This is a genomic window from Ensifer sp. 4252 (genome assembly GCF_050434565.1).
Taxonomy (GTDB): Bacteria; Pseudomonadota; Alphaproteobacteria; order Rhizobiales; family Rhizobiaceae; genus Ensifer.
Window position 1 is genome coordinate 120288 of record NZ_JBNDIU010000002.1, and the last position, 20990, is coordinate 141277.

At 62.2% G+C, this 20990-nt stretch carries 22 protein-coding genes; 1 reads left to right on the top strand and 21 read right to left on the bottom strand.

Features of this window, described 5'->3' with window-relative positions:
- Positions 1-5 precede the first annotated feature (5 nt).
- The 19 genes from ABIE33_RS07475 to sdhC form a co-directional block, all read right to left on the bottom strand.
- Positions 6-485 carry a DUF2867 domain-containing protein gene (locus tag ABIE33_RS07475; RefSeq protein WP_429123451.1) on the bottom strand — a complete coding sequence of 160 codons (480 nt, stop codon included), beginning with the start codon at positions 483-485 and terminating at the stop codon, positions 6-8.
- A gap of 167 nt (positions 486-652) precedes the next feature.
- Positions 653-2059: a dihydrolipoyl dehydrogenase gene (gene lpdA, locus ABIE33_RS07480; protein WP_429123453.1), complete on the bottom strand. Its 1407-nt coding sequence runs from the start codon at positions 2057-2059 to the stop codon at positions 653-655.
- A gap of 24 nt (positions 2060-2083) precedes the next feature.
- Positions 2084-2836: an SDR family oxidoreductase gene (locus ABIE33_RS07485; protein ID WP_429123456.1), complete on the bottom strand. Its 753-nt coding sequence runs from the start codon at positions 2834-2836 to the stop codon at positions 2084-2086.
- Positions 2833-3336 carry a hypothetical protein gene (locus ABIE33_RS07490; protein WP_429123459.1) on the bottom strand — a complete coding sequence of 168 codons (504 nt, stop codon included), beginning with the start codon at positions 3334-3336 and terminating at the stop codon, positions 2833-2835. The genes ABIE33_RS07485 and ABIE33_RS07490 overlap by 4 nt, the downstream gene beginning before the upstream one ends.
- On the bottom strand, positions 3336-3977 hold the full coding sequence (locus ABIE33_RS07495) for a LysE family translocator (protein WP_429123461.1): 642 nt from the start codon (positions 3975-3977) through the stop codon (positions 3336-3338). The genes ABIE33_RS07490 and ABIE33_RS07495 overlap by 1 nt, the downstream gene beginning before the upstream one ends.
- Positions 3974-4399, bottom strand: a complete 426-nt coding sequence (locus tag ABIE33_RS07500) for a VOC family protein (RefSeq protein WP_429123464.1) — start codon at positions 4397-4399, stop codon at positions 3974-3976. The genes ABIE33_RS07495 and ABIE33_RS07500 overlap by 4 nt, the downstream gene beginning before the upstream one ends.
- Positions 4400-4430: 31 nt before the next feature.
- Positions 4431-4844, bottom strand: a complete 414-nt coding sequence (locus ABIE33_RS07505; RefSeq protein ID WP_429123466.1) for an MAPEG family protein — start codon at positions 4842-4844, stop codon at positions 4431-4433.
- 162 nt (positions 4845-5006) lie between these two features.
- Complete coding sequence (odhB, locus tag ABIE33_RS07510; RefSeq protein ID WP_429123467.1) at positions 5007-6245, bottom strand: 2-oxoglutarate dehydrogenase complex dihydrolipoyllysine-residue succinyltransferase; 1239 nt, start codon at positions 6243-6245, stop codon at positions 5007-5009.
- 63 nt (positions 6246-6308) lie between these two features.
- Positions 6309-9305 (bottom strand): 2-oxoglutarate dehydrogenase E1 component, encoded by a 2997-nt coding sequence (locus tag ABIE33_RS07515; RefSeq protein ID WP_429123469.1) that lies wholly within the window; start codon positions 9303-9305, stop codon positions 6309-6311.
- A 269-nt stretch (positions 9306-9574) separates the two neighbouring features.
- Positions 9575-10477 (bottom strand): succinate--CoA ligase subunit alpha, encoded by a 903-nt coding sequence (sucD, locus tag ABIE33_RS07520; RefSeq protein WP_065780694.1) that lies wholly within the window; start codon positions 10475-10477, stop codon positions 9575-9577.
- A gap of 3 nt (positions 10478-10480) precedes the next feature.
- Entirely contained in the window at positions 10481-10858 is a 378-nt protein-coding gene (locus ABIE33_RS07525; protein WP_429123471.1) for a hypothetical protein, read from the bottom strand.
- A 4-nt stretch (positions 10859-10862) separates the two neighbouring features.
- A complete protein-coding gene (gene sucC, locus ABIE33_RS07530; RefSeq protein ID WP_429123474.1) occupies positions 10863-12059 on the bottom strand; it encodes an ADP-forming succinate--CoA ligase subunit beta in 1197 nt (398 codons plus the stop codon).
- 110 nt (positions 12060-12169) lie between these two features.
- Complete coding sequence (gene mdh, locus ABIE33_RS07535) at positions 12170-13135, bottom strand: malate dehydrogenase (RefSeq protein WP_429123476.1); 966 nt, start codon at positions 13133-13135, stop codon at positions 12170-12172.
- Between the two features lie 183 nt (positions 13136-13318).
- Entirely contained in the window at positions 13319-14473 is a 1155-nt protein-coding gene (zapE, locus tag ABIE33_RS07540) for a cell division protein ZapE (protein ID WP_429123479.1), read from the bottom strand.
- 62 nt (positions 14474-14535) lie between these two features.
- Positions 14536-15078, bottom strand: a complete 543-nt coding sequence (locus tag ABIE33_RS07545; RefSeq protein WP_429123482.1) for a protease inhibitor Inh/omp19 family protein — start codon at positions 15076-15078, stop codon at positions 14536-14538.
- Between the two features lie 331 nt (positions 15079-15409).
- Complete coding sequence (locus ABIE33_RS07550; protein ID WP_429123484.1) at positions 15410-16189, bottom strand: succinate dehydrogenase iron-sulfur subunit; 780 nt, start codon at positions 16187-16189, stop codon at positions 15410-15412.
- Positions 16190-16207: 18 nt separating this feature from the next.
- Entirely contained in the window at positions 16208-18049 is a 1842-nt protein-coding gene (sdhA, locus tag ABIE33_RS07555) for a succinate dehydrogenase flavoprotein subunit (protein WP_429123487.1), read from the bottom strand.
- Positions 18050-18056: 7 nt separating this feature from the next.
- A complete protein-coding gene (sdhD, locus tag ABIE33_RS07560) occupies positions 18057-18437 on the bottom strand; it encodes a succinate dehydrogenase, hydrophobic membrane anchor protein (RefSeq protein WP_429123490.1) in 381 nt (126 codons plus the stop codon).
- A gap of 12 nt (positions 18438-18449) precedes the next feature.
- Positions 18450-18845, bottom strand: a complete 396-nt coding sequence (sdhC, locus tag ABIE33_RS07565; protein WP_429123493.1) for a succinate dehydrogenase, cytochrome b556 subunit — start codon at positions 18843-18845, stop codon at positions 18450-18452.
- A 307-nt stretch (positions 18846-19152) separates the two neighbouring features.
- On the opposite strand from sdhC, the gene ABIE33_RS07570 reads away from it, so the two are divergent.
- Positions 19153-19806 (top strand): hypothetical protein, encoded by a 654-nt coding sequence (locus ABIE33_RS07570; RefSeq protein ID WP_429123496.1) that lies wholly within the window; start codon positions 19153-19155, stop codon positions 19804-19806.
- A 44-nt stretch (positions 19807-19850) separates the two neighbouring features.
- On the opposite strand, the gene ABIE33_RS07575 is transcribed toward ABIE33_RS07570, so the two are convergent.
- Complete coding sequence (locus ABIE33_RS07575; protein ID WP_429123499.1) at positions 19851-20258, bottom strand: DUF1761 domain-containing protein; 408 nt, start codon at positions 20256-20258, stop codon at positions 19851-19853.
- Positions 20259-20318: 60 nt separating this feature from the next.
- Positions 20319-20990 carry a class I SAM-dependent methyltransferase gene (locus ABIE33_RS07580; RefSeq protein ID WP_429123502.1) on the bottom strand — a complete coding sequence of 224 codons (672 nt, stop codon included), beginning with the start codon at positions 20988-20990 and terminating at the stop codon, positions 20319-20321.

Below are 20990 nucleotides of genomic sequence, written 5' to 3' on the forward strand. Positions count from 1 at the left end.
GCAGTTCAGCGAGGCGGGCCCGCAGCGCCCGCCAGAAGCGTCGGCACGATGACCTTGTGAAACGGCATGACCGCCGCCAGGTAAACGCGCCCGAGCGTATTGTGGCGCCGGATCAGCGTCGTCATGCCGATGATCTGGTTGACGGCCGACCCCGCCCTGACGTCGACGACGATGCGAAAATCGAGATGAGCATCGTTAAAACCGAGCACGACCTCGTCGTCACTTCGAGACAGCACCGGAAACGGACCGATCAGGCCAAACTTGCCCGGTGAAGGCGCCTCGGACTTGAGGCCGACCACCGATACCATCCGGTTACGGAGTTGCAGCAAGGTGCGAACCCAGGCCGGCGAATTTCCGAGCGAGCGTTCGGCCGCCTCGACCGCCGTCAGCCCCTTTCCGTTCAGGGCAAGCTCGAAGCGATCAGCCCAATCGGCATCCGGCAGATGCGGGCTCGGCAGAAGAACGGTGACAGGTCTGGGTTTCATGATCCCTCGTGGCGGCAGCGAGAGCAAATCCAGGAAACGTGTGAAACGGTTTTCCGACTGGAAATGCTAAGAGCGACGGTTCTCCGTCGCAAGCCCATGGGGTCGATGATCGCGCCGAATGAAGGCGCGGAACAGGGGGCCGCTTGTCGCAGCCCCCTGCCAAATCGTCACATATGGATCGGCTTGAAGAAGGTCGACAGCGCCGCTTCCTTGACCGCTTCCGACATGGTCGGATGCGCGTGGCAGGTGCGGCCGAGATCCTCCGACGAGCCGCCGAATTCCATCAGCACGGCAATCTCGTGGATCATCTCGCCGGCGCCGAAGCCGACGATGTGGCCGCCGAGAACCCGGTCGGTTTCCTTGTCGGCGAGGATCTTGACGAAACCATCGGTCGCCTGCATCGCACGCGCGCGGCCGTTTGCCGTGAACGGGAACTTGCCGACCTTGTAGGCGATGCCGGCAGCCTTCAGCTCTTCCTCGGTCTTCCCGACGGAGGCGACTTCCGGCTGGGTGTAGACGACGCTTGGGATGACGTCGTAGTTTACGTGACCGGCTTGGCCTGCGAGAATTTCAGCGACAGCAACACCCTCATCTTCTGCCTTGTGCGCCAGCATCGGGCCGCGCACGACGTCGCCGATGGCATAGATGCCGACAACGCTCGTCTGGAAGTGATTGTCGATCTCGACGCGACCGCGCTGGTCCATGACGACGCCGGCTTCGGCAAGACCAAGACCATCGGTGTAGGGCTTGCGGCCGGTAGCGATCAGAACGACATCGGTATCGAGTGTGACGGCGTCACCGCCCTTGACCGGCTCGAAGGTCACCTTGGCACCCTTGCCGTCCTTGACGACGCCGGTCACCTTGGCGCCGAGCTTGAACTCGATGCCCTGTTTGGCCAGCATGCGCTGGAACTGCTTGGAGACTTCGCCGTCCATGCCGCCGAGGATGACGTCAAGATATTCGACAACGGTTACCTTGGCGCCGAGACGGGCCCAGACCGACCCGATCTCGAGGCCGATGACGCCGCCGCCGACCACGATCATGTTCGCCGGCACCTTCTCCAATGCAATGCCGCCGGTGGACGAGATGATCACCTTCTCGTCGATCTCGACCGACACGCCGGGAATGCCGGCAACGTCGGAGCCGGTGGCGATGACGATGTTCTTCGTTTCCAGAACCTGCTCTTCGCCCTTGTCGTTGGTGACGGAAACCTTGCCCTGGCCGAGCACCTTGCCCGTGCCCTGGATGCCGTCGATCTTGTTCTTCTTGAACAGGAAGGAAACACCCTCGACGTTCGACTTAACGGTCGCATCCTTGTGCGCCATCATCTTTTCGAGATTGAGCTTCGGCGCGCCGACTTCGACGCCGAGCGCATCCAGGCCGTGACCGGCCTGGTGGAACATTTCCGAAGCGTGCAGCAGGGCCTTCGACGGGATGCAGCCGATGTTGAGGCAGGTGCCGCCATAGGTGGCGCGCTTTTCGACGACGCCAACCTTCAGGCCGAGCTGTGCCGCCTTGATAGCGCAGACATAGCCGCCCGGGCCGCTGCCGATAACGATGAGATCATAAGCCATTGGATTATCCTTCCTTCAGGACGGTTACCGTCCGCCGCTGACATTGAGAATGGCTCCCGTCACGTAAGTCGCCTTATCGGACAGGAGGTAAAGAACCGCATCCGCCACTTCCTCGGCCGTGCCGGGTCGCTGGACGGGGATGGTTGACGCGAGATCGCGTGCCCGGTCCGGCAGGCCGCCGGACGCATGGATTTCGGTGTCGATGATGCCGGGGCGAACCGCGTTGACACGCACGCCTTCGGTGGCGACTTCACGCGCAAGACCGATCGTGAACGTGTCGATTGCGCCCTTCGAGGCGGCATAGTCGACATATTGCGCCGGCGAGCCGAGTTCGGCCGCAACGGACGAGATATTGACGATGACGCCGCCCTTGCCGCCATGGCGCGTCGACATGCGGCGAACCGCTTCGCCCGCGCACAGGATGGAGCCCGTCACATTGATGCGGAACATCCGTTCGAGCCGCTCGACCGACATTTCGTCGACGCGCTGGGTCGGGCCGACGATGCCGGCATTGTTGACCAGCCCGTCGAGCCGGCCGAAGGCCTCATCGACGGCGGCAAAGATCGACTTGATATCCGTGTCGGACCCGACGTCGCCCCTGACCGCGATCGCCGAACCGCCGCCTTGCCGGATCGCGGCAACAACCGCATCGGCTGCCTCGGCGTTCGATGCGTAGTTGACGGCGACGAACCAACCGGCCCTGGCGGCGCCAAGGCAGACGGCCGCCCCGATGCCACGGCTGCCGCCGGTGACGAGAACAACGGGCGCTTGCCTCATGCGGCGCACCCCTTGAGGGTGAAGGCATCCCAGCTGTCGACCTCGGCCTTGCCCTTGCCCCAGGCGCTCGATGCACGAAGGGCGGGGCCGAAATCGGGCAGCAGGATCTGGTGCGCAGCCGGCGCATCTTCGGCCGGAATTTCGGCGATCGCCCCCGTCTTGTCGACGGAATAGACCGGCCCCTGCCAGACAGTGCATTTCCGAAGCTCCTCGCCGGTGACGTCACCGGTAGGGCAATTGTGCATGATGATGCCGGTCGCACGCTCCGGCTCGCCCGTGGGCATAACGACGCCGTCGAGCAGCAGGTCCGGCTTCAATACCGCGACCTTGAAGTGATTGCTCGTCACCGCACTTTCCGATCCCACCGGTTCGAAGCGCAGCTCATAGGCGCCGTCGCGGTCGCCGTAGATGGCACGCGCCTGGCTGCATTCCTGGCCAAGCGCCGGCGTGACAGCCACGGTGCCGAGTGCAGCGACGAGCAGGGAGCGCGCAATGACCATCAGGCGGCCTTCTCGGTGGCGAGCTTCAGCCCGAGCGCGATGAACACCAGGCCGCTGGCGCGGTCGATCCACTTGCTGGCTCGGGTGAAGGCAGCGCGCATGCGCGGTGTGGTCATGAACAGGCTGACGCCGACGAACCACAGGATGAGGCAGGTTGCCATCACCAGGCCGTAGCCGAACTTGATCATGATCGGGGTGTGGGCGTGAACGACCGTCGAGAAGATCGACAGGAAGAAGAATACCGGCTTCGGATTGAGCGCATTGGCGGCAAAACCGAGGCCGAATGCCTTGACCGCGGACTGGCTCTTTGCCGGATCGCCTGATGGTGTCGCGTCGACCGAAATCTCCGTCTGGCCGGCCCGCAGCGCCTTGATCCCGATGTAGATCAGGTAAGCCACGCCGCACCATTTGACGATGTTGAACAGATAGATCGACTGCGAAATGATCAGCCCGAGACCGAGGATCGTATAGGTCACGTGGAACATCAGCGAGGTGCCGATGCCGAAGGACGTGATGATCGCCGGGCGGCGGCCATGGACAATCGACTGGCGCATGACCATCGCCAGATCGGCGCCGGGCGACACGATGGCAAAGGCGAAGATCGCCATCAGCGATGCAAGTTCGAGAAGATATTGGCTCATGATTGTGCGACCGGTGCGTTGAAGGCCCAGACGTGGCCGAAGGGATCCTTGATGCGCGCATAACGCGCCTGCCAGAACGTATCCTGCGGCTCCAGAACTGTCGATGCCCCGGCCGCCACGGCTCGGGCATAGGCAGCATCGACATCGGCCGCCTGAGGCAGGTTGATGCTGATCGCCACGCCGGTGCCGCCGACGGTCAGCGGCGACAGCACGCTGCCGCCGAACTCCGGAAACTCGTCATGCATCATGACCTCGCCGCCGAACAGCGCGAGGTTGGCATGCATCACCCGTTTGCCGTCTTCCGCCATCTGATGGAACGTGTTCACCGCGCCGAATGCCTTCTCGTAGAAGGCGATGGCCGCCAACCCGTCCCTGACGCAGATGTGTGCCTGAATAGGCGGTACGTCGGACCCGAATGCCATACCAGTCTCCTCTTGCTTGACCGCAGGGATGCTATGCCAAAAGCCGGACGACCATCAGCAGCAGAGCGATGATCGAGACGAACCAGACGATGGTGCGCAACACGGGAACGCCGGCCACGTAGAGCGCGGTGTAGACCATACGCGCAATCAGCCAGGTCACCGCCCCCAAGGCGCCAAGGCCGCCGGTCTTGCCGGTAACCGCTAGCGCAATGGCAAGAGCGACGAAGGCCGGATAGGTCTCCAGCATGTTGTTAAGCGACCGCAGCAGCCGTCCCGCCACAATACTCTTCGATACGCGCTGCTCGTCGCGCGGGCCGAGCAGGTACTTGATGCCGAGATCGCCGGAAAGGTCGAACGACAACGCCTGTACCAGAATGTGCGCGATCAACAGCACGACACTCCAGCCAAGCACCCAGATTTCAGTCGATACTGCCGCGGCTTCCATCACCCCTCGCAATCTCAGGCACAGTCAGGTCTGTGTGACGTCCCAGCTGGGGCGCGTTTCCTCGGCAAGACGATAATACCAGCGACGGCGGCTCATCAATGCCGCCGGCTGAACCGAGGACCGACGGATGCCCGCGGAAGCGGCCACCCGTCTTCATCAGGATTAGAGATCGAGAACGAGACGTTCCGGATCCTCGAGGCTGTCCTTGACGCGGACGAGGAAGGTAACCGCTTCCTTGCCGTCGACCATGCGGTGATCGTAGGACAGCGCCAGGTACATCATCGGACGGATGACGATCTGACCGCCGACCACGACCGGACGGTCCTGGATCTTGTGCATGCCGAGGATGCCCGACTGCGGAGCATTCAGGATCGGCGAAGACATCAGCGAACCGTAGACGCCACCGTTGGAGATGGTGAAGGTGCCACCCTGCATGTCAGCCATGGAGAGCTGGCCGTCACGGGCAAGCTTGCCCAGGCGGCCGATGTCCTTCTCGATCTCGGCGATCGACATCTGGTCGGCATCGCGAACGACCGGAACGACAAGACCCTTGTCGGTGCCGACGGCGACGCCGATGTGGCAGAAGTTCTTGTAGATGACGTCGGTGCCGTCGATTTCGGCGTTGACGGCCGGGATTTCCTTCAGCGCATGGGTGACGGCCTTGGTGAAGAAGCCCATGAAGCCGAGCTTCACGCCATGCTTCTTCTCGAAGATGTCCTTGTACTTGTTGCGCAGGCTCATGACCGCGCTCATATCCACCTCGTTATAGGTGGTGAGCATGGCGGCGGTGTTCTGCGCGTCCTTGAGGCGACGGGCGATCGTCTGGCGCAGACGGGTCATCTTGACACGCTCTTCGCGAACGACGTCCTCGGTGGTCGACGGCGCACGGGCCTGAACCTTGACCGGCTCGGAAGCGGCAGGTGCCGAAATGCCCTTGGCGACAGCGGCAAGCACGTCACCCTTCAGAACCTGGCCGCGCTTGCCCGAACCGTCGACCTGGTCGGCCGAGAGGTTGTTTTCAGCAAGCAGCTTGCCGGCGGACGGTGCCGGCGGCATCGACGATGCGGCGGGGGTTGCAGCGGCAACGGCGGGCTGGGCGGCCGGTGCGGCAGCAGCCGGCTCGGCCTTCTTCTCGGCAGCAGCCGGAGCGGCGGCAGCACCCGAACCGGCACCGATCTGGCCGAGCAGCGCGCCGAGACCGACGGTTTCGCCGGCCTGGGCAACGATTTCGGAGAGAACGCCGGCCGAGGGAGCCGGAACTTCGATCGTCACCTTGTCGGTTTCTAGTTCGAGCAGCGGCTCGTCTGCCTTGATGGCATCGCCGACCTTCTTGAACCAGGTGCCGACGGTCGCTTCACTGACGGATTCGCCAAGGGTGGGAACGCGGATTTCTGTTGCCATGATTTTTGTTCCGTTGATCAGATATCTGTTTCTATCGATTGGCTTGGCGCCAAGGGGGCAGGATCAGCCCCCCAGCGCGTCCTCGAGGAAGGCGGCCAGCTGCGCCATGTGCTTCGACATCAGGCCCGTTGCCGGCGATGCGGCAGCCGGACGGCCGGTGTAGCGCACGCGCTGATACTTGGCGTCGATATGGGCGAGCACCCATTCCAGGTACGGGTCGATGAACGACCAGGCGCCCATGTTCTTCGGCTCTTCCTGGCACCAGACCATCTCCGCATTGCGGAAGCGGCTGAGCTCGTTGATCAGCGCCTTGGCCGGGAACGGATAGAGCTGTTCGACGCGCAGCAGGTAGACGTCGTCGATGCCGCGCTTTTCGCGCTCTTCGAGCAGATCGTAGTAGACCTTGCCGGAGCAGAGCACGACGCGACGGATCTTGGAGTCTTTCTGCAGCTTGATCGGGCCGTCCTTGATGACCTCGGCGTCATCCCACAGCAGGCGGTGGAACGAGCTTTCGCCGGCCATTTCCGAAAGGCTCGAAACCGCACGCTTGTGACGCAGCAGCGACTTCGGCGTCATCAGGATCAGCGGCTTGCGGAAGTCACGCTTCACCTGGCGGCGCAGGATGTGGAAGTAGTTCGCCGGCGTCGTGACGTTGGCGACCTGCATGTTGTCTTCCGCGCAGAGCTGCAGGAAGCGTTCGAGGCGGGCGGAGGAGTGCTCCGGACCCTGACCTTCATAGCCGTGCGGCAGCAGGCAGACGAGGCCCGACATGCGCAGCCACTTGCGTTCGCCCGACGAGACGAACTGGTCGAAGACGACCTGTGCGCCGTTGGCGAAGTCGCCGAACTGTGCTTCCCACAGCGTCAGCGCGTTCGGACGGGCCAGCGAATAGCCGTATTCGAAGCCGAGCACGGCCTCTTCCGAAAGCATCGAGTTGATGACTTCGTAGCGTGCCTGGGTCGCAGCCAGGTTGGCAAGCGGGATGTAGCGGTCTTCGGTCTGCTGATCGTAGAGAACCGAGTGGCGCTGCGAGAAGGTGCCGCGTTCGCAGTCCTGGCCGGACAGTCGGATCTTCGTGCCTTCCGTGACGAGCGTGCCGAACGCCAGCGCTTCGGCCATCGCCCAGTCGATCCCCTCGCCGGTCGAAACCATGTTGGCGCGGTTTTCCATGAAGCGCTGGATCGTGCGGTGGGCGTTGAAGCCCGCCGGGATCTCGGCGATCTTGCGGCCGATTTCCTTGAGCTGCTTCATCGGCACGGAGGTCTTGCCGCGACGCTGTTCGTCCTGGTTGTCTGCCGAGCGCAGGCCCGACCAGACACCATCCAGCCAGTCGGCCTTGTTGGGCTTGTAGGACTGGCCAGCCTCGAACTCCTGCTCGAGATGGGCGCGCCAATCGGCCTTCATCTTCTCGACTTCGCCTTCGCTCATCAGGCCTTCGGCGACCAGGCGGTCGGAGTAGAGCTGGACGACGGTCTTGTGGGCGCGGATGACCTTGTACATCTTCGGCTGCGTGAACGCAGGCTCGTCGCCTTCGTTGTGACCGAAGCGGCGGTAGCAGAACATGTCGATGACGACCGGCTTGTGGAACTTCATCCGGAATTCGGTGGCGATCTTGGCAGCATAGACGGCCGCTTCCGGATCGTCGCCGTTGACGTGGAAGATCGGCGCCTCGATCATCTTGGCCACATCCGACGGATAGGGCGACGAGCGCGAGAAGGCCGGGTTCGTGGTGAAGCCGATCTGGTTGTTGATGATGAAGTGGACCGTGCCGGCAACGCGGTGACCGCGCAGGCCGGACAGGCCGAGGATTTCGGCAATCACGCCCTGGCCGGCAAAGGCCGCGTCGCCGTGCAGCAGGAGCGGCATGACCTTTGAGCGTTCGCGCAGCGGAATGATGTCGCCTTCGAACACGGTCGCCATCTGGTCCTGCTTGGCGCGGGCCTTGCCCATGACGACAGGGTTGACGATTTCCAGGTGCGACGGGTTTGCCGTCAGCGACAGGTGAACTTTGTTGCCGTCGAATTCGCGGTCGGAGGAAGCACCGAGATGGTACTTCACGTCGCCCGATCCTTCGACGTCGTCAGGGGCATAGGAGCCGCCCTTGAATTCGTGGAAGATGGCGCGGTGCGGCTTGGCCATGACCTGGGACAGCACGTTCAGGCGGCCGCGGTGGGCCATGCCGAGAACGATTTCCTTCAGGCCTTCCTGGCCGCCGCGCTTGATGATCTGCTCAAGCGCCGGGATCAGCGATTCGCCGCCGTCGAGACCGAAGCGCTTGGTGCCCTTGTACTTGACGTCGATGAACTGCTCGAAGCCTTCCGACTCGATCAGCTTCTGCAGGATCGCCTTCTTGCCCTCGGGCGTAAACTCGACACCCTTGTCCGGGCCTTCGATGCGTTCCTGAATCCAGGCCTTCTCTTCCGGGTTGGACATGTGCATGAATTCGACGCCGATCGTCGAGCAGTAGGTCCGCTCAAGGATTTCGACCATTTCGCGAATGCTCGCGTATTCGAGGCCGAGCACGTTGTCGATGAAGATCTTGCGGTCGAGATCCTTCTCCTCAAACCCGTAGTTCGAGGGTGAAAGCTCGTTGTAGTCATCGACCGGGGCAGCAAGGCCGAGCGGGTCGAGCTTGGCATGCAGGTGGCCACGCGCACGATAGGCACGGATCATCATGATGGCGCGAACGGAATCGCGCGTCGCCTGAAGGATATCCGCCGCGCTCACGGCTGTGCCGGTGACGGCGGCGGCTTCTTCCGCCTTCGCCTTCACCTTCTTCTCAATGACCTTTTCGACCGTGCCCCAATCGCCGTCGAGCGCAGAGACGAGTTCGCCGTTGGCGACGATCGGCCAGTTGGGCTTCTTCCAGGAGGCGCCCTTGGCTGCCTTCACCACATCTTCCGGCTTGTCGGCCAGCGCCTTGAAAAAGGCCTGCCATTCAGCCGAGACGGACGACGGATCCGTTTCGTAGCGTGCATAGAGCTGCTCGATATAGGCGGCGTTCGCGCCGTCCAGAAACGATGTGAGCTGGAATTGCTCGTTGGCCTCTTGCCTTGCCATGGGTTCTCGCGGACGTTTTGGTCCGCCTCCTGACTTAAGTTGGGATGCCGGGTTTTCCCGGTCGTTCATCATTGTCAGGCGCATCCTGTGCGCCCTGCTTTGCGTCATTGCAGCGCCGTGCGTCGAACATGACGCGCAAAGGACGCTGTAACACTTTCAACCTGCTGCATAATCTTGTCCTTAAATCGATGCCGACCGAAGGAATTGTGCAGGCAGTGCGCTCGTCGGGGCCGGCTCTGACGCCCAGCCCCGACGACACTATTCTGCGGTCAGCCCTTGAGGACTTCGACCAGCGTCTTGCCGAGGCGCGCCGGCGACGGCGAGACGCGGATGCCGGCCGATTCCATGGCGGCGATCTTGTCTTCCGCGCCACCCTTGCCGCCGGAAATGACGGCGCCCGCATGGCCCATGGTGCGGCCGGGAGGAGCCGTGCGGCCGGCGATGAAGCCGACCATCGGCTTCTTGCGGCCACGCTTGGCTTCGTCCTTCAGGAACTGAGCCGCTTCTTCTTCGGCCGAGCCGCCGATTTCACCGATCATGATGATCGACTTGGTCTCGTCGTCGGCGAGGAACATCTCCAGCATGTCAATGAACTCGGTGCCCTTGACCGGGTCGCCGCCGATGCCGACAGCCGTCGTCTGGCCGAGACCTTCGTTCGAGGTCTGGAATACGGCTTCATAGGTGAGCGTGCCCGAGCGCGAGAGAACGCCGACCGAACCCTTGCGGAAGATGTTGCCCGGCATGATGCCGATCTTGCACTCGTTCGGGGTGAGCACGCCCGGGCAGTTCGGGCCGATCAGGCGCGACGACGACTTGTCGAGGCGAGCCTTGACCTTGACCATGTCGGCAACCGGGATGCCTTCGGTGATGCAGACGATCAGCGGGATCTCGGCGTCGATGGCTTCGATGATCGCAGCCGCGGCACCTGCCGGCGGAACGTAAATCACCGAGGCGTTGGCGCCGGTGACGTCACGGCCTTCGGCAACCGAAGCGAAGATCGGCAGGCTTTCGCCCTTGGAGCCGGTCCAAGTCTCGCCGCCCTTCTTCGGGTGGATACCGCCGACCATCTGGGTGCCGTGGTAGGCAAGCGCCTGCTCGGTGTGGAAGGTGCCGGTCTTGCCGGTCAGGCCCTGTACGAGAACCTTCGTGTCTTTGTTGATCAGAATGGACATGGATCAGCTTTCCTCTTCCTCGATATCGAGGGAATCGAATTCCTCAAAAGCATCGCGCGACCAGCGGTAGCCTTTGCCAGACGTTTCCTGCTCAACGAGATGGCTTCGTAGATTTTTGGACCAGTTCGTATGGAACCAGTCGAACTGGCTATCCACCTTGGAGATCCCGAGTTCACCCTTCCAGACAAACAAGGTTTCGTCTTTCGACTTTTCCTTGAAGTAGGCCACGGCGTCTTCGTTGTCGGTGAAGTGCGCCCAACGCTCGGCAACCCCGTCTTCAGGTTCAGGAGACCTGTCCCAGCAAACGAAATAGCACAGATCGAGGTCGGTCTGGCTCGGGCCAAACGGTTGGCGCGCGATAGGCTTGCCCTGATCGGTCACGATGTCAGGCTCCCTTAACCGCTGCGACGATTTTCTGGGCGGCGTCGTCCAGATCATCAGCCGAAACCGTGTTCAGGCCGCTTTCATTGATGATTTTCTTGCCGAGCTCGGCGTTGGTGCCTTCGAGGCGAACGACGAGCGGAACCTTGAGGCCGACTTCCTTGACGGCGGCGATCACGCCCTCGGCAATGACGTCGCACTTCATGATGCCGCCGAAGATGTTGACCAGGATGCCTTCGACAGCCGGGTCGGCAGTGATGATCTTGAAGGCCGCAGTGACCTTTTCCTTGGAGGCGCCGCCACCGACATCGAGGAAGTTCGCCGGCTCAGCACCGTAGAGCTTGATGATATCCATGGTCGCCATGGCAAGGCCGGCGCCGTTGACCATGCAGCCGATGTTGCCGTCGAGCGCGACATAGGCGAGGTCGAACTTCGACGCTTCGATTTCCTTCGCGTCTTCCTCGGTCGTGTCGCGCAGTGCAACGACGTCCTCGTGGCGGAACAGTGCGTTGCCGTCGAACGAGACCTTGGCATCGAGAACGCGCAGGCGGCCGTTGGTCATGACGATCAGCGGGTTCACTTCCAGAAGGCTCATGTCCTTCTCGACGAAGGCCTTGTAGAGGATCGGGAACAGCGTCTCGGAATCCTTGCGGGCTTCGCCTTCGAGCTTCAGCGCGTCGGCAAGCGTCTTCAGGTTTTCGGCGGTAACGCCTGCTTCCGGGTCGATTGCGACGGTCACGATCTTTTCAGGCGTGTGTTCGGCAACGGCTTCGATGTCCATGCCGCCTTCGGTCGAAACGACGAAGGCAACCTGGCCGACGGCGCGGTCGACGAGGATCGAGAGATAGAGTTCGCGGTCGATGTCGGCGCCATCTTCGATGTACAGGCGGTTGACCTGCTTGCCGGCCGGGCCGGTCTGCTTGGTCACCAGCGTGTTGCCGAGCATGTCCTTGACGTTGGCGACAACGTCTTCGATCGACTTCGCCAGGCGAACGCCACCCTTGGCGTCGGCGCTGAGCTCCTTGAACTTGCCCTTGCCGCGGCCGCCGGCATGGATCTGGCTCTTGACGACGTAGAGCGGGCCCGGGAGCTTCTTGGCAGCGGCTTCGGCTTCGGCGGCGGAGAAGATCGCGACACCTTCCGCGACCGGCGCACCGTAGCTCTTCAGGAGAGCCTTGGCCTGATATTCATGAATGTTCATGGTGTTTTTCCTGTCTGGAGCATTTTGCGGGCAGGTGGCACACCTGTCCCAAAAAATGCGGCAAAAACAAAAGGTTGAGCGGATGCAACCATCCGCTCAACAGGACGCGATTACTGCTTCAGGCTCGGCGCGATGCCGATGCAGGCTTCGCAAAGGCCGGCGACCGAAGCAACCGACTTGTCGAAAGCTTCCTTCTCGGCCTTGTTGAGGTCGATTTCGATGATGCGCTCGACGCCGCCGGCGCCGATGACGGTGGGAACGCCGACATACATGTCCTTGACGCCATACTGGCCGGTCAGGTGTGCCGCGCAAGGCAGAACGCGCTTCTTGTCCTTGAGGAAGGCTTCGGCCATTTCGATCGCGGAAGCGGCCGGTGCGTAGTAGGCAGAGCCGGTCTTGAGCAGGCCGACGATTTCGGCGCCGCCGTCACGGGTGCGCTGGATGATTTCTTCGAGGCGTTCCTTGGTGACCCAGCCCATCTGGATGAGGTCGGTCAGCGGAATGCCGGCAACGGTCGAGTAGCGGGCGAGCGGCACCATGGTGTCGCCGTGGCCGCCGAGAACGAACGCGGTGACGTCCTGAACCGAAACGTTGAATTCCTGGGAGAGGAACAGGCGGAAGCGCGCGCTGTCGAGAACGCCGGCCATGCCGACGACCTTGTTCTTCGGCAGGCCGGAGAACTTCTGCAGCGCCCAGACCATAGCGTCGAGCGGGTTGGTGATGCAGATGACGAAGGCGTTCGGGGCGTACTTCTTGATGCCGGCGCCGACCTGTTCCATGACCTTGAGGTTGATGCCGAGAAGATCGTCGCGGCTCATGCCCGGCTTGCGGGCTACACCGGCGGTGACGATGCACACGTCAGCACCTTCGATGGCGGAATAGTCGCTGGCACCTGTCAGGTTCACGTCGAAGCCTTCGACCGGGGAGGACTGGCCGATGTCGAGGCCCTTGCCCTGGGGGATGCCGTCGGCAATGTCGAAGAGGACGATGTCGCCCAGTTCCTTCAGGCCGGCGAGATGCGCCAGCGTGCCACCAATCATCCCTGAACCGATAAGTGCGATCTTGTTGCGCGCCATGAAAGTGCTTCCTTTGTGATCCCAAACTGATCGAGGCCTGAAACGCCGCAAACGCCAAACCTTCGCCGGAAGCCATTAAACGGCAATCGTTAAAATATCAATCGATACTTTTGGATAGAGCAATTTCAATCGGTTAGATCATAAAATTCTTACGTAAACGTAAGAGTATCCGTCATTTGATCGTCATGAAATCGCAATATTTGCGGGATGCTCGGCAGCATATTCCTCGCTCTGCATCTCGATCAACCGCGAAACGGTCCGGTCGAACTCGAAGCCTTCCGTGCCCTTCTTCAGCGTCAGCAGGTTCTGCGGTTCGGCAGCAGCCGACGCAAAGAGCCGGGCTCCGCTGTCGTAGAGTGTGTCGACGAGCAGGATGAAGCGCTTGGTTTCGTTGCGCACATGCGGCCCGAGATGCGGCACATGATCGACGAAGAGGGTCGTATAACGCTCGAGGATCGCCAGATAGTCGGCAGCACCGAGCGGCTGCTGGCAGAGATCGGTGAAGGTGAAACGGGCAACCTTTCCGGCTGCGGCCGGCACGGGGATCTTGCGGCCCTTGCGTGGCACTTCGGCGGGAGCGACTGCAGTGCCTGCCGTTTCCCGGCTCCAGGCCTGCGCCATGGCGGCGTCGGCCTCGGGCCCGAGCGGTGAAATCCACACCGGGCTGCCGTCCGTCTTCATCAGGCGATAGTCGGTTTCGGTGTCGAGCGAAATGATCTCGGCGTTTGCCTTCAAGAGGTCGATGAACGGCAGGAAGAGCCCGCGATTGAGGCCATCGCGATAGAGATTGTCGGGCGCCACGTTCGAGGTTGCCACCAGCACGCAGCCCTTGGCGAAGAGTTCGCTGAAAAGCCGGGCGAGGATCATCGCATCGGCAATATCCGTCACGGTGAATTCGTCGAAGCAGAGCAGCCGCGCCTCGCCGAACAGCTCGGAGGCAACCGGCGGGATCGGATCGGCCTGTTTCGTCTCGCCGTTCTTCAGTTTCTGGCGGTGCTTGTAGATCCGCTCGTGCACATCGGCCATGAATTCGTGAAAATGCGCCCGGCGCTTGCGCTGGATCGGCACCGCCTCGAAGAACATGTCCATAAGCATGGTCTTGCCGCGGCCGACGCCGCCATGGATGTAGAGCCCCTTGACCGGCGGATGATCCTTCTTGCGCGAGGCAAAGAGCCAGCCGAGCGCATTGGTCTTGCGCGACGGCCTGCTTGCCAGCAGCTCGGCCGAAAGATGATCGAATCGCCGGGCGATCGCGAACTGGGCCGGATCGCGTTTTCGCTCGCCGCTCTGAACGAGTGTTTCGAGCTTGCGGTAGATGCTGTCGTCAGGATTGAGCACGTCTCACCCGAGGTGGACCGGAAAACAAGAAGCCCGGCGGTTAGCCGGGCTGAACCAGGTCATTAACGGCTGAGGCTGACCGGCTGGCCGCCATTGGTCGAGCCGTCGAAGCGCGCATCGGCCGTCTTGTAAAGGCGGGCGATGGCGTTGCCGGTGCGGTCCTTCAGCACGACCTGCTTGCCGGCCACTTCCCAGGAGCCCATAGCCGTCAGTTCGCCGGCGCAGCCACGCGTGCCGCCGCGCGAACCGCTGCCGAGGTTGGTGAGCGTCAGGAACATGTCGCAGGAGCTGCCGGCGCTCGAAACGCGCCAGTTACCGACCATCGATTCCTTGGTTACGTCGAGCGCATTGGTGGCCGCGGCCACCTGGGCGCCGGGCTGCTGCGCACCACCGGCTACCGCCGCTCCAGCCGTCGGTGCAGCCGGAAATTGTGACGTGTTGCCAGTGGGATCAGGGAGCTGGTTCGACGAGACCGACGGTACGGGCTGGGCCTGGAGGGGAGCAGGTGAAGAATCCTGGGAGCTGAAGCCACCCATGGATGTCCGCTGGCATCCGGTCAGCGCAAGCACAACCGCCAGCCCCGCCGCCGCATGAATAACCCGCATATCTTTACTCCCGATGTGTTCCGCGAACCATGATGCAACGCGATAATATAGGCCGAAATACAGCAAATCCACCTGTCAAATCAAGGGACGACGATTCGATGGCACCTGTTGCAGGATTGAAACGTCTGCGGGAACGGGACAATCGCGACTTCGAGACCCGTACCGTCTTGCTTCGGGTGAGCGAAATGACTGCCTTGCGCCGGCACAATCAACGATTGCCGACGGCAGACATGGCCGTCCCGTACCGCCTTCCCTTACCTGGCGGAGAGGAAACGCAAACGGCGGGCACAAGGCCCGCCGCAACATGCAATAGCGTTTGAAATGCCTCGGATCAGACCCGACGCTCGACCAGCATCTTCTTGATCTCGCCGATTGCCTTGGCCGGGTTGAGGCCCTTCGGACAGGCCTGGGCGCAGTTCATGATCGTGTGGCAGCGATAGAGGCGGAACGGATCCTCGAGATTGTCGAGACGTTCGCCGGTCGCTTCATCGCGGCTGTCGATCAGCCAGCGATAGGCCTGCAGCAGAACAGCCGGACCGAGGTAACGGTCACCGTTCCACCAATAGCTCGGACAGGAGGTCGAGCAGCAGGCGCAGAGAATGCACTCGTAGAGACCGTCGAGCTTCAGGCGGTCCTCATGGCTCTGCTTCCATTCCTTGGCGGGCGTCGGCGTCACCGTCTTCAGCCAAGGCTCGATCGAGCGGTGCTGGGCGTAGAAGTGGGTCAGATCCGGCACCAGGTCCTTGACGACGGGCATATGCGGCAACGGATAGACCTTCACCGTGCCGTTGACCTCATCCATGCCCTTGGTGCAGGCAAGGGTGTTGGTGCCGTCGATGTTCATCGCGCAGGAGCCGCAGATGCCTTCGCGGCAGGAGCGGCGCAGCGTCAGCGTCGGGTCGATCTTGTTCTTGATGTAGAGCAGGCCGTCGAGCACCATTGGGCCACAGTCGTCGATATCGATATAGAAGGTGTCGATACGCGGATTGTTGCCGTCGTCGGGGTTCCAGCGGTAGATGCGGTATTCGCGGACATTGGTCGCGCCTTCCGGCTTCGGCCAGACCTTGCCTTCGGTCATCTGCGAGTTCTTGGGGAGAGCGAGTTCAACCATGTGCCTAATTCCTCAAGATCAGTAGACGCGGGCCTTGGGCTCGATCTTTTTCGGATCGATGCCTTCGGCGATCAGGTCGGTATGAACAGGGCGATAGTCGAGCTTGACGTCGCCAGCCTCGTTGACCCAAGCGAGCGTGTGTTTGCGCCAGTTGACGTCGTCACGGCCGCCAAGGGCGCCGCCGGTATAGTCTTCGCGGGCGTGCGAGCCACGGCTCTCCTTGCGCGCTTCGGCGCCGTAGATCGTGGTGATGGCGTTGGCCATCAGGTTCTGCAGTTCCAGCGTCTCGACGAGATCGGAGTTCCAGATCATCGACCGGTCCGTGACCTTGACGTCGGGCAGTTCCTTCCAGATCGCCGAGATGCGCTTGCAGCCCGATTCCAGCGATTCCTGCGTGCGGAACACGGCGGCGTCCTCCTGCATGGCGCGCTGCATTTTTTCGCGCAGCACCGCCGTCGGCGTCGAGCCGTTGGCATGACGCTGGGCGTCGAAGCGGGCCATGATCTTGTCGCAGGCGGCAACATTGATCGCCGGTACCGCCTCGTTGCGGTCGATGACCTGACCGGCGCGGATGGCGGCGGCGCGGCCGAAGACCACCAGGTCGATCAGCGAGTTGGAGCCGAGACGGTTGGCGCCGTGCACCGAGGCGCAGCCGGCTTCGCCCACCGCCATCAGGCCGGGCGCGATGCGCTCGGGGTTCTGGCTGTCGGCATTCAAGACTTCGCCCCAGTAGTTGGTCGGCACGCCGCCCATATTGTAGTGCACGGTCGGCAGGACCGGGATCGGCTCGCGGGTCACGTCGACGCCGGCGAAGATCTTCGCCGATTCCGAGATACCGGGCAGCCGTTCGTGCAGCACGGCCGGATCAAGATGGTCGAGATGCAGGAAGATGTGATCCTTGTTCTTGCCGACGCCGCGGCCTTCACGGATTTCCATCGTCATACAGCGCGAAACGACGTCGCGCGAAGCGAGATCCTTGGCCGACGGTGCATAGCGCTCCATGAAGCGCTCGCCTTCGGAGTTGACAAGATAGCCGCCTTCGCCGCGTGCACCCTCGGTGATCAGGCAGCCTGCGCCGTAGATGCCGGTCGGGTGGAACTGGACGAATTCCATGTCCTGCAGCGGCAGGCCGGCGCGTGCGATCATGCCGCCGCCGTCGCCGGTACAGGTGTGCGCCGAGGTTGCCGAAAAGTAGGCGCGGCCGTAGCCACCGGTTGCCAGCACCACCATCTTGGCGGAGAAGCGGTGGATCGTACCGTCGTCGAGGTTCCAGGCAACGACGCCGGTGCAGCGGCCGTCATCCGACATGATCAGGTCGAGCGCGAAATACTCGATGAAGAATTCGGCGTTGTTGCGCAGCGCCTGACCGTAAAGCGTGTGCAGGATGGCGTGACCGGTGCGGTCGGCGGCAGCGCAGGTGCGCTGTACCGGCGGGCCTTCGCCATAGTTCTGCATGTGGCCGCCGAACGGCCGCTGGTAGATCTTGCCTTCCTCGTTGCGCGAGAACGGGACGCCGTAATGCTCGAGCTCATAGACCGCCTTCGGCGCTTCCATGGCGAGATACTGCATGGCGTCGACGTCGCCGAGCCAGTCGGAGCCCTTGACGGTGTCGTAAAGGTGCCACTGCCAGCTGTCCGGCGTCATGTTCTGCAGCGAGGCGGCGATGCCGCCCTGAGCCGCGACGGTGTGCGAGCGCGTTGGGAAGACCTTGGTGATGCAGGCCGTCTTCAGGCCCTGCTCCGCCATGCCCAGTGTTGCGCGCAGACCGGCGCCGCCGGCGCCGACGACGACAACATCGAAGGCGTGATCGACATACTGGTAGGCCTTGCCGTTTGCAGCGGGTGAACTGTTCGATGCCATGACGAAATTACCCTGCAAAAGCGATCTTCAGGATGGCGAAAAGACAGAGCCCGCCAACCGCGATCGTGAAAAATGTGTTGAGCATGAGAAGGGCGATCTTGGCGCCTTCGCCGTGCACGTAGTCCTCGATGATCACCTGCATGCCGAGCTTCATGTGGATCAGGCCCGAAAGCAGGACCAGCCCCATGACGACGGCGACGAAGGGGTTCGAAAGAGCCGAAACGACCTCCGCATAGGGAGCACCGGCATAACGAGCGAGGAAGATGACGAAGAAAATCAGCAGCGGAACGTTGGCGACCGCCGTGACGCGCTGGCGCCAGAAGTGATCGGTGCCTTCCTTGGCGGAGCCGTAGCCGCGGACCTTGCTGAGAGGTGTGCGCATGTTCATGGTCTTGTCCCCTCAGTACCGCACGAGATAGCCGACGACCCAGATCAGCACGGTGAGCGCCACCGAGCCGACGATCGTCGCCTTGGCCACCTTGGTGGCAAAGTGCTTCTCGTAGCCATAGCCGAGATCCCACATGAAGTGGCGCAGGCCACCGAGCATGTGGTGCACCAGCGCCCAGGTGTAGCCGAAGAGCACCAGCTTGCCGATGAGCGTGCCGAACAGCCAGCTGACCCAGTCATAGTACGCTTGCCCGGACGCGGCGGCGATCAACCACCAGGCAACGAGGATGGTGCCGAAATAGAGCGCGCCGCCGGTAATGCGGTGCACAATGGACATCACCATTGTCGGGATAGGCTTATAGATTTGAAGATGCGGCGACAGCGGCCGGCTTCTTGTGACATCCGTCATCGGAACCTCACGGAAATGCCCGGATTTACGCCCAAAAAAGTGGACGATTTTAGTCCGGTATCGCACCTGATTGTGCGCAATTCAGTCCTTCGGACCTTTAATCACCATATTGCTTAACGACAAGTGTGTTTGCAGTGCAAAATCAATTTAATCGATTAGACGAAAAGCGGCATTTTCAGGTCCGACCGAGACGTGGCGCCCAATTAACGATACGTGCGAAAACCATAACCAAATCCGTGACTTTCCCGCGGAACTGCCCCAAAGTGCACCTAACGATTTGTTAAGCGTTTTGCGGAGGGCGGGCAGAATGACTCTGTTGCGAGCAATCCATGCGACCAAAGTTTTAGCACTTGCGGGCCTGCTTGTCGCGACTGCCTGCCTGCCGGTCCGGGCTGGCGACTGGGGCGGACCACCGGAAGTGCAGACGCGCACCCGACACATCAGGCTGCATTCGCATCGTTCCTTTAGTCGCCACGAATTCGACCGCATGGGCTACCGCGAAGCTCATAGCCGCAATCGTCTGCCACGCAACGACTGGACCGCCGAGAACGGGCCGCCCGAAGTAAACACCCGGACCCGGCATATCCGCCTTCCCCGATACCGTCCTTTTGACAGGCACTATACCGAGCGCCTGCGCTATCGCGACGGCTGGGGGCGAGACCAGGCAGTGCGCAACATCTGGACATCAGGCGACCGCTACGATCATCGCCCGGATATCTACGGCGGCGATGGCTTCCCCGACACGATCGGCGGCATCGGCACCTATGCCGGCGGGATTTCAGCCTATAGGGATCCCGGCAACGGCATCTACTTCAGCCAGGAAGGCAACTACCGCTATTATGACGACGCGCAGTTTGCGCCGCCGCCGCAGGTGAAGCGCGCAAAGATCATCGTCGTGTCGCCGAGAACGCTCACGCGCGCTTGCGCCTGGGAGCACGGCGTCTGCGTGATCCGGCGATAACGGCGACGGCTCCTCATCGGAAAGCCGCGCAGGCCGACGCGCCGTCAGACGCCCATGGCGCCGATGATGGCACCCATCGCCGTCAGCACCAGCAGCCAGTGCATGCCGTCAATCAGCGACAGGCTCCAGCCGAATCCCTGATAGCGGTGATTGACGACCATGCTGGTTGCGACGAAACCGAGCCACAGGAAGAACGCCGAGACAATCCCGTTGAAAGCGGTGACCTGGCCCGGCCCCAGATGGCCGACGACACCGGCGACCATCGTTGCCATCACCAGTTCCGAGACAAAGGAAATCGCGAAAAGAACCGGCGACATCTGCGCCGTCGCGGGGTCGATGCGCGCCGCCTTCATCCAGGGTTTGCCGAGAACACCGTAATAGCCGGCGCCAATGACGAAGGCCGCAATGGCGGCAATCAACACCGCCAGATAGTTCATACCCGCAAAAGCCATCTTCGTTCCCCTCATCCCTTTATCGTTTTCAGGAAGTTGGAAGCGAATGCGTTGCCGCTGTCAATCGGGCACAGCAACAGCCCCTGATGCGCTGAATTGCCAGACCGTCGTGCGCTTGACCTCGCTGTCTTCAAGCGCCCTTGTGACCGGCACTTCGTAGGTCGCCAGCGCCGTCATCCTGTCGCGCGGACAATAGGAGCGGCCGGGATCGCCGACGATGACGGTCGCGCCGCCGGAACTGAGCGCCGTGAACCACGGCAGCAGGCGCTCGGCAAAGGACTTGTCGTAGAAGACATCGCCGGCAAGGTAGAGATCGGCGGCGAGATCGCGGCCGGTGATATCCTCTGCCGTGTAGGCAATCTCGACGCCGTTCAGTTCGGCATTGAGCCGCACCGCCGTTTCGGCCCAGGGATCGATGTCGGCGGCAAGAACCGAAGCCGCCCCCGCCTTCATCGCGGCGATCGCGACCAGCCCGGAGCCCGAGGCAAAGTCGACGACACGCCGGCCGCGCACGACCTCCGGGTGATCGATAACATAGCGCGCGAGCCCCTGCCCGCCGGCCCAGGCAAAGGCCCAGAACGGCGGCGGCAGGCCGATTTCCTCCAGCTCCTCCTCCGTTTTCAGCCAGAGTTCGTGCGCTTCCGTCGCCAGATGCAACCGGATTTCCGGTACATGCGGCGGCGACAGAACGCCGGTGTTGGCGCGGATGAAGCTTTCGGGATCGGTCTTCAA

What these genes read in the sequence shown, in the direction of transcription:
- ABIE33_RS07505 (WP_429123466.1), bottom strand. Translation starts at nt 4,844, where the DNA reads ATGGAAGCCGCGGCAGTATCGACTGAAATCTGGGTGCTTGGCTGGAGT.
- ABIE33_RS07550 (WP_429123484.1), bottom strand. Translation starts at nt 16,189, where the DNA reads ATGGTTGAACTCGCTCTCCCCAAGAACTCGCAGATGACCGAAGGCAAG.
- ABIE33_RS07500 (WP_429123464.1), bottom strand. Translation starts at nt 4,399, where the DNA reads ATGGCATTCGGGTCCGACGTACCGCCTATTCAGGCACACATCTGCGTC.
- ABIE33_RS07575 (WP_429123499.1), bottom strand. Translation starts at nt 20,258, where the DNA reads ATGGCTTTTGCGGGTATGAACTATCTGGCGGTGTTGATTGCCGCCATT.
- ABIE33_RS07475 (WP_429123451.1), bottom strand. Translation starts at nt 485, where the DNA reads ATGAAACCCAGACCTGTCACCGTTCTTCTGCCGAGCCCGCATCTGCCG.
- ABIE33_RS07485 (WP_429123456.1), bottom strand. Translation starts at nt 2,836, where the DNA reads ATGAGGCAAGCGCCCGTTGTTCTCGTCACCGGCGGCAGCCGTGGCATC.
- ABIE33_RS07495 (WP_429123461.1), bottom strand. Translation starts at nt 3,977, where the DNA reads ATGAGCCAATATCTTCTCGAACTTGCATCGCTGATGGCGATCTTCGCC.
- odhB (WP_429123467.1), bottom strand. Translation starts at nt 6,245, where the DNA reads ATGGCAACAGAAATCCGCGTTCCCACCCTTGGCGAATCCGTCAGTGAA.
- sucD (WP_065780694.1), bottom strand. Translation starts at nt 10,477, where the DNA reads ATGTCCATTCTGATCAACAAAGACACGAAGGTTCTCGTACAGGGCCTG.
- ABIE33_RS07515 (WP_429123469.1), bottom strand. Translation starts at nt 9,305, where the DNA reads ATGGCAAGGCAAGAGGCCAACGAGCAATTCCAGCTCACATCGTTTCTG.
- ABIE33_RS07570 (WP_429123496.1), top strand. Translation starts at nt 19,153, where the DNA reads ATGACTCTGTTGCGAGCAATCCATGCGACCAAAGTTTTAGCACTTGCG.
- ABIE33_RS07490 (WP_429123459.1), bottom strand. Translation starts at nt 3,336, where the DNA reads ATGGTCATTGCGCGCTCCCTGCTCGTCGCTGCACTCGGCACCGTGGCT.
- sdhA (WP_429123487.1), bottom strand. Translation starts at nt 18,049, where the DNA reads ATGGCATCGAACAGTTCACCCGCTGCAAACGGCAAGGCCTACCAGTAT.
- sdhD (WP_429123490.1), bottom strand. Translation starts at nt 18,437, where the DNA reads ATGAACATGCGCACACCTCTCAGCAAGGTCCGCGGCTACGGCTCCGCC.
- lpdA (WP_429123453.1), bottom strand. Translation starts at nt 2,059, where the DNA reads ATGGCTTATGATCTCATCGTTATCGGCAGCGGCCCGGGCGGCTATGTC.
- sdhC (WP_429123493.1), bottom strand. Translation starts at nt 18,845, where the DNA reads ATGACGGATGTCACAAGAAGCCGGCCGCTGTCGCCGCATCTTCAAATC.
- sucC (WP_429123474.1), bottom strand. Translation starts at nt 12,059, where the DNA reads ATGAACATTCATGAATATCAGGCCAAGGCTCTCCTGAAGAGCTACGGT.
- ABIE33_RS07545 (WP_429123482.1), bottom strand. Translation starts at nt 15,078, where the DNA reads ATGCGGGTTATTCATGCGGCGGCGGGGCTGGCGGTTGTGCTTGCGCTG.
- mdh (WP_429123476.1), bottom strand. Translation starts at nt 13,135, where the DNA reads ATGGCGCGCAACAAGATCGCACTTATCGGTTCAGGGATGATTGGTGGC.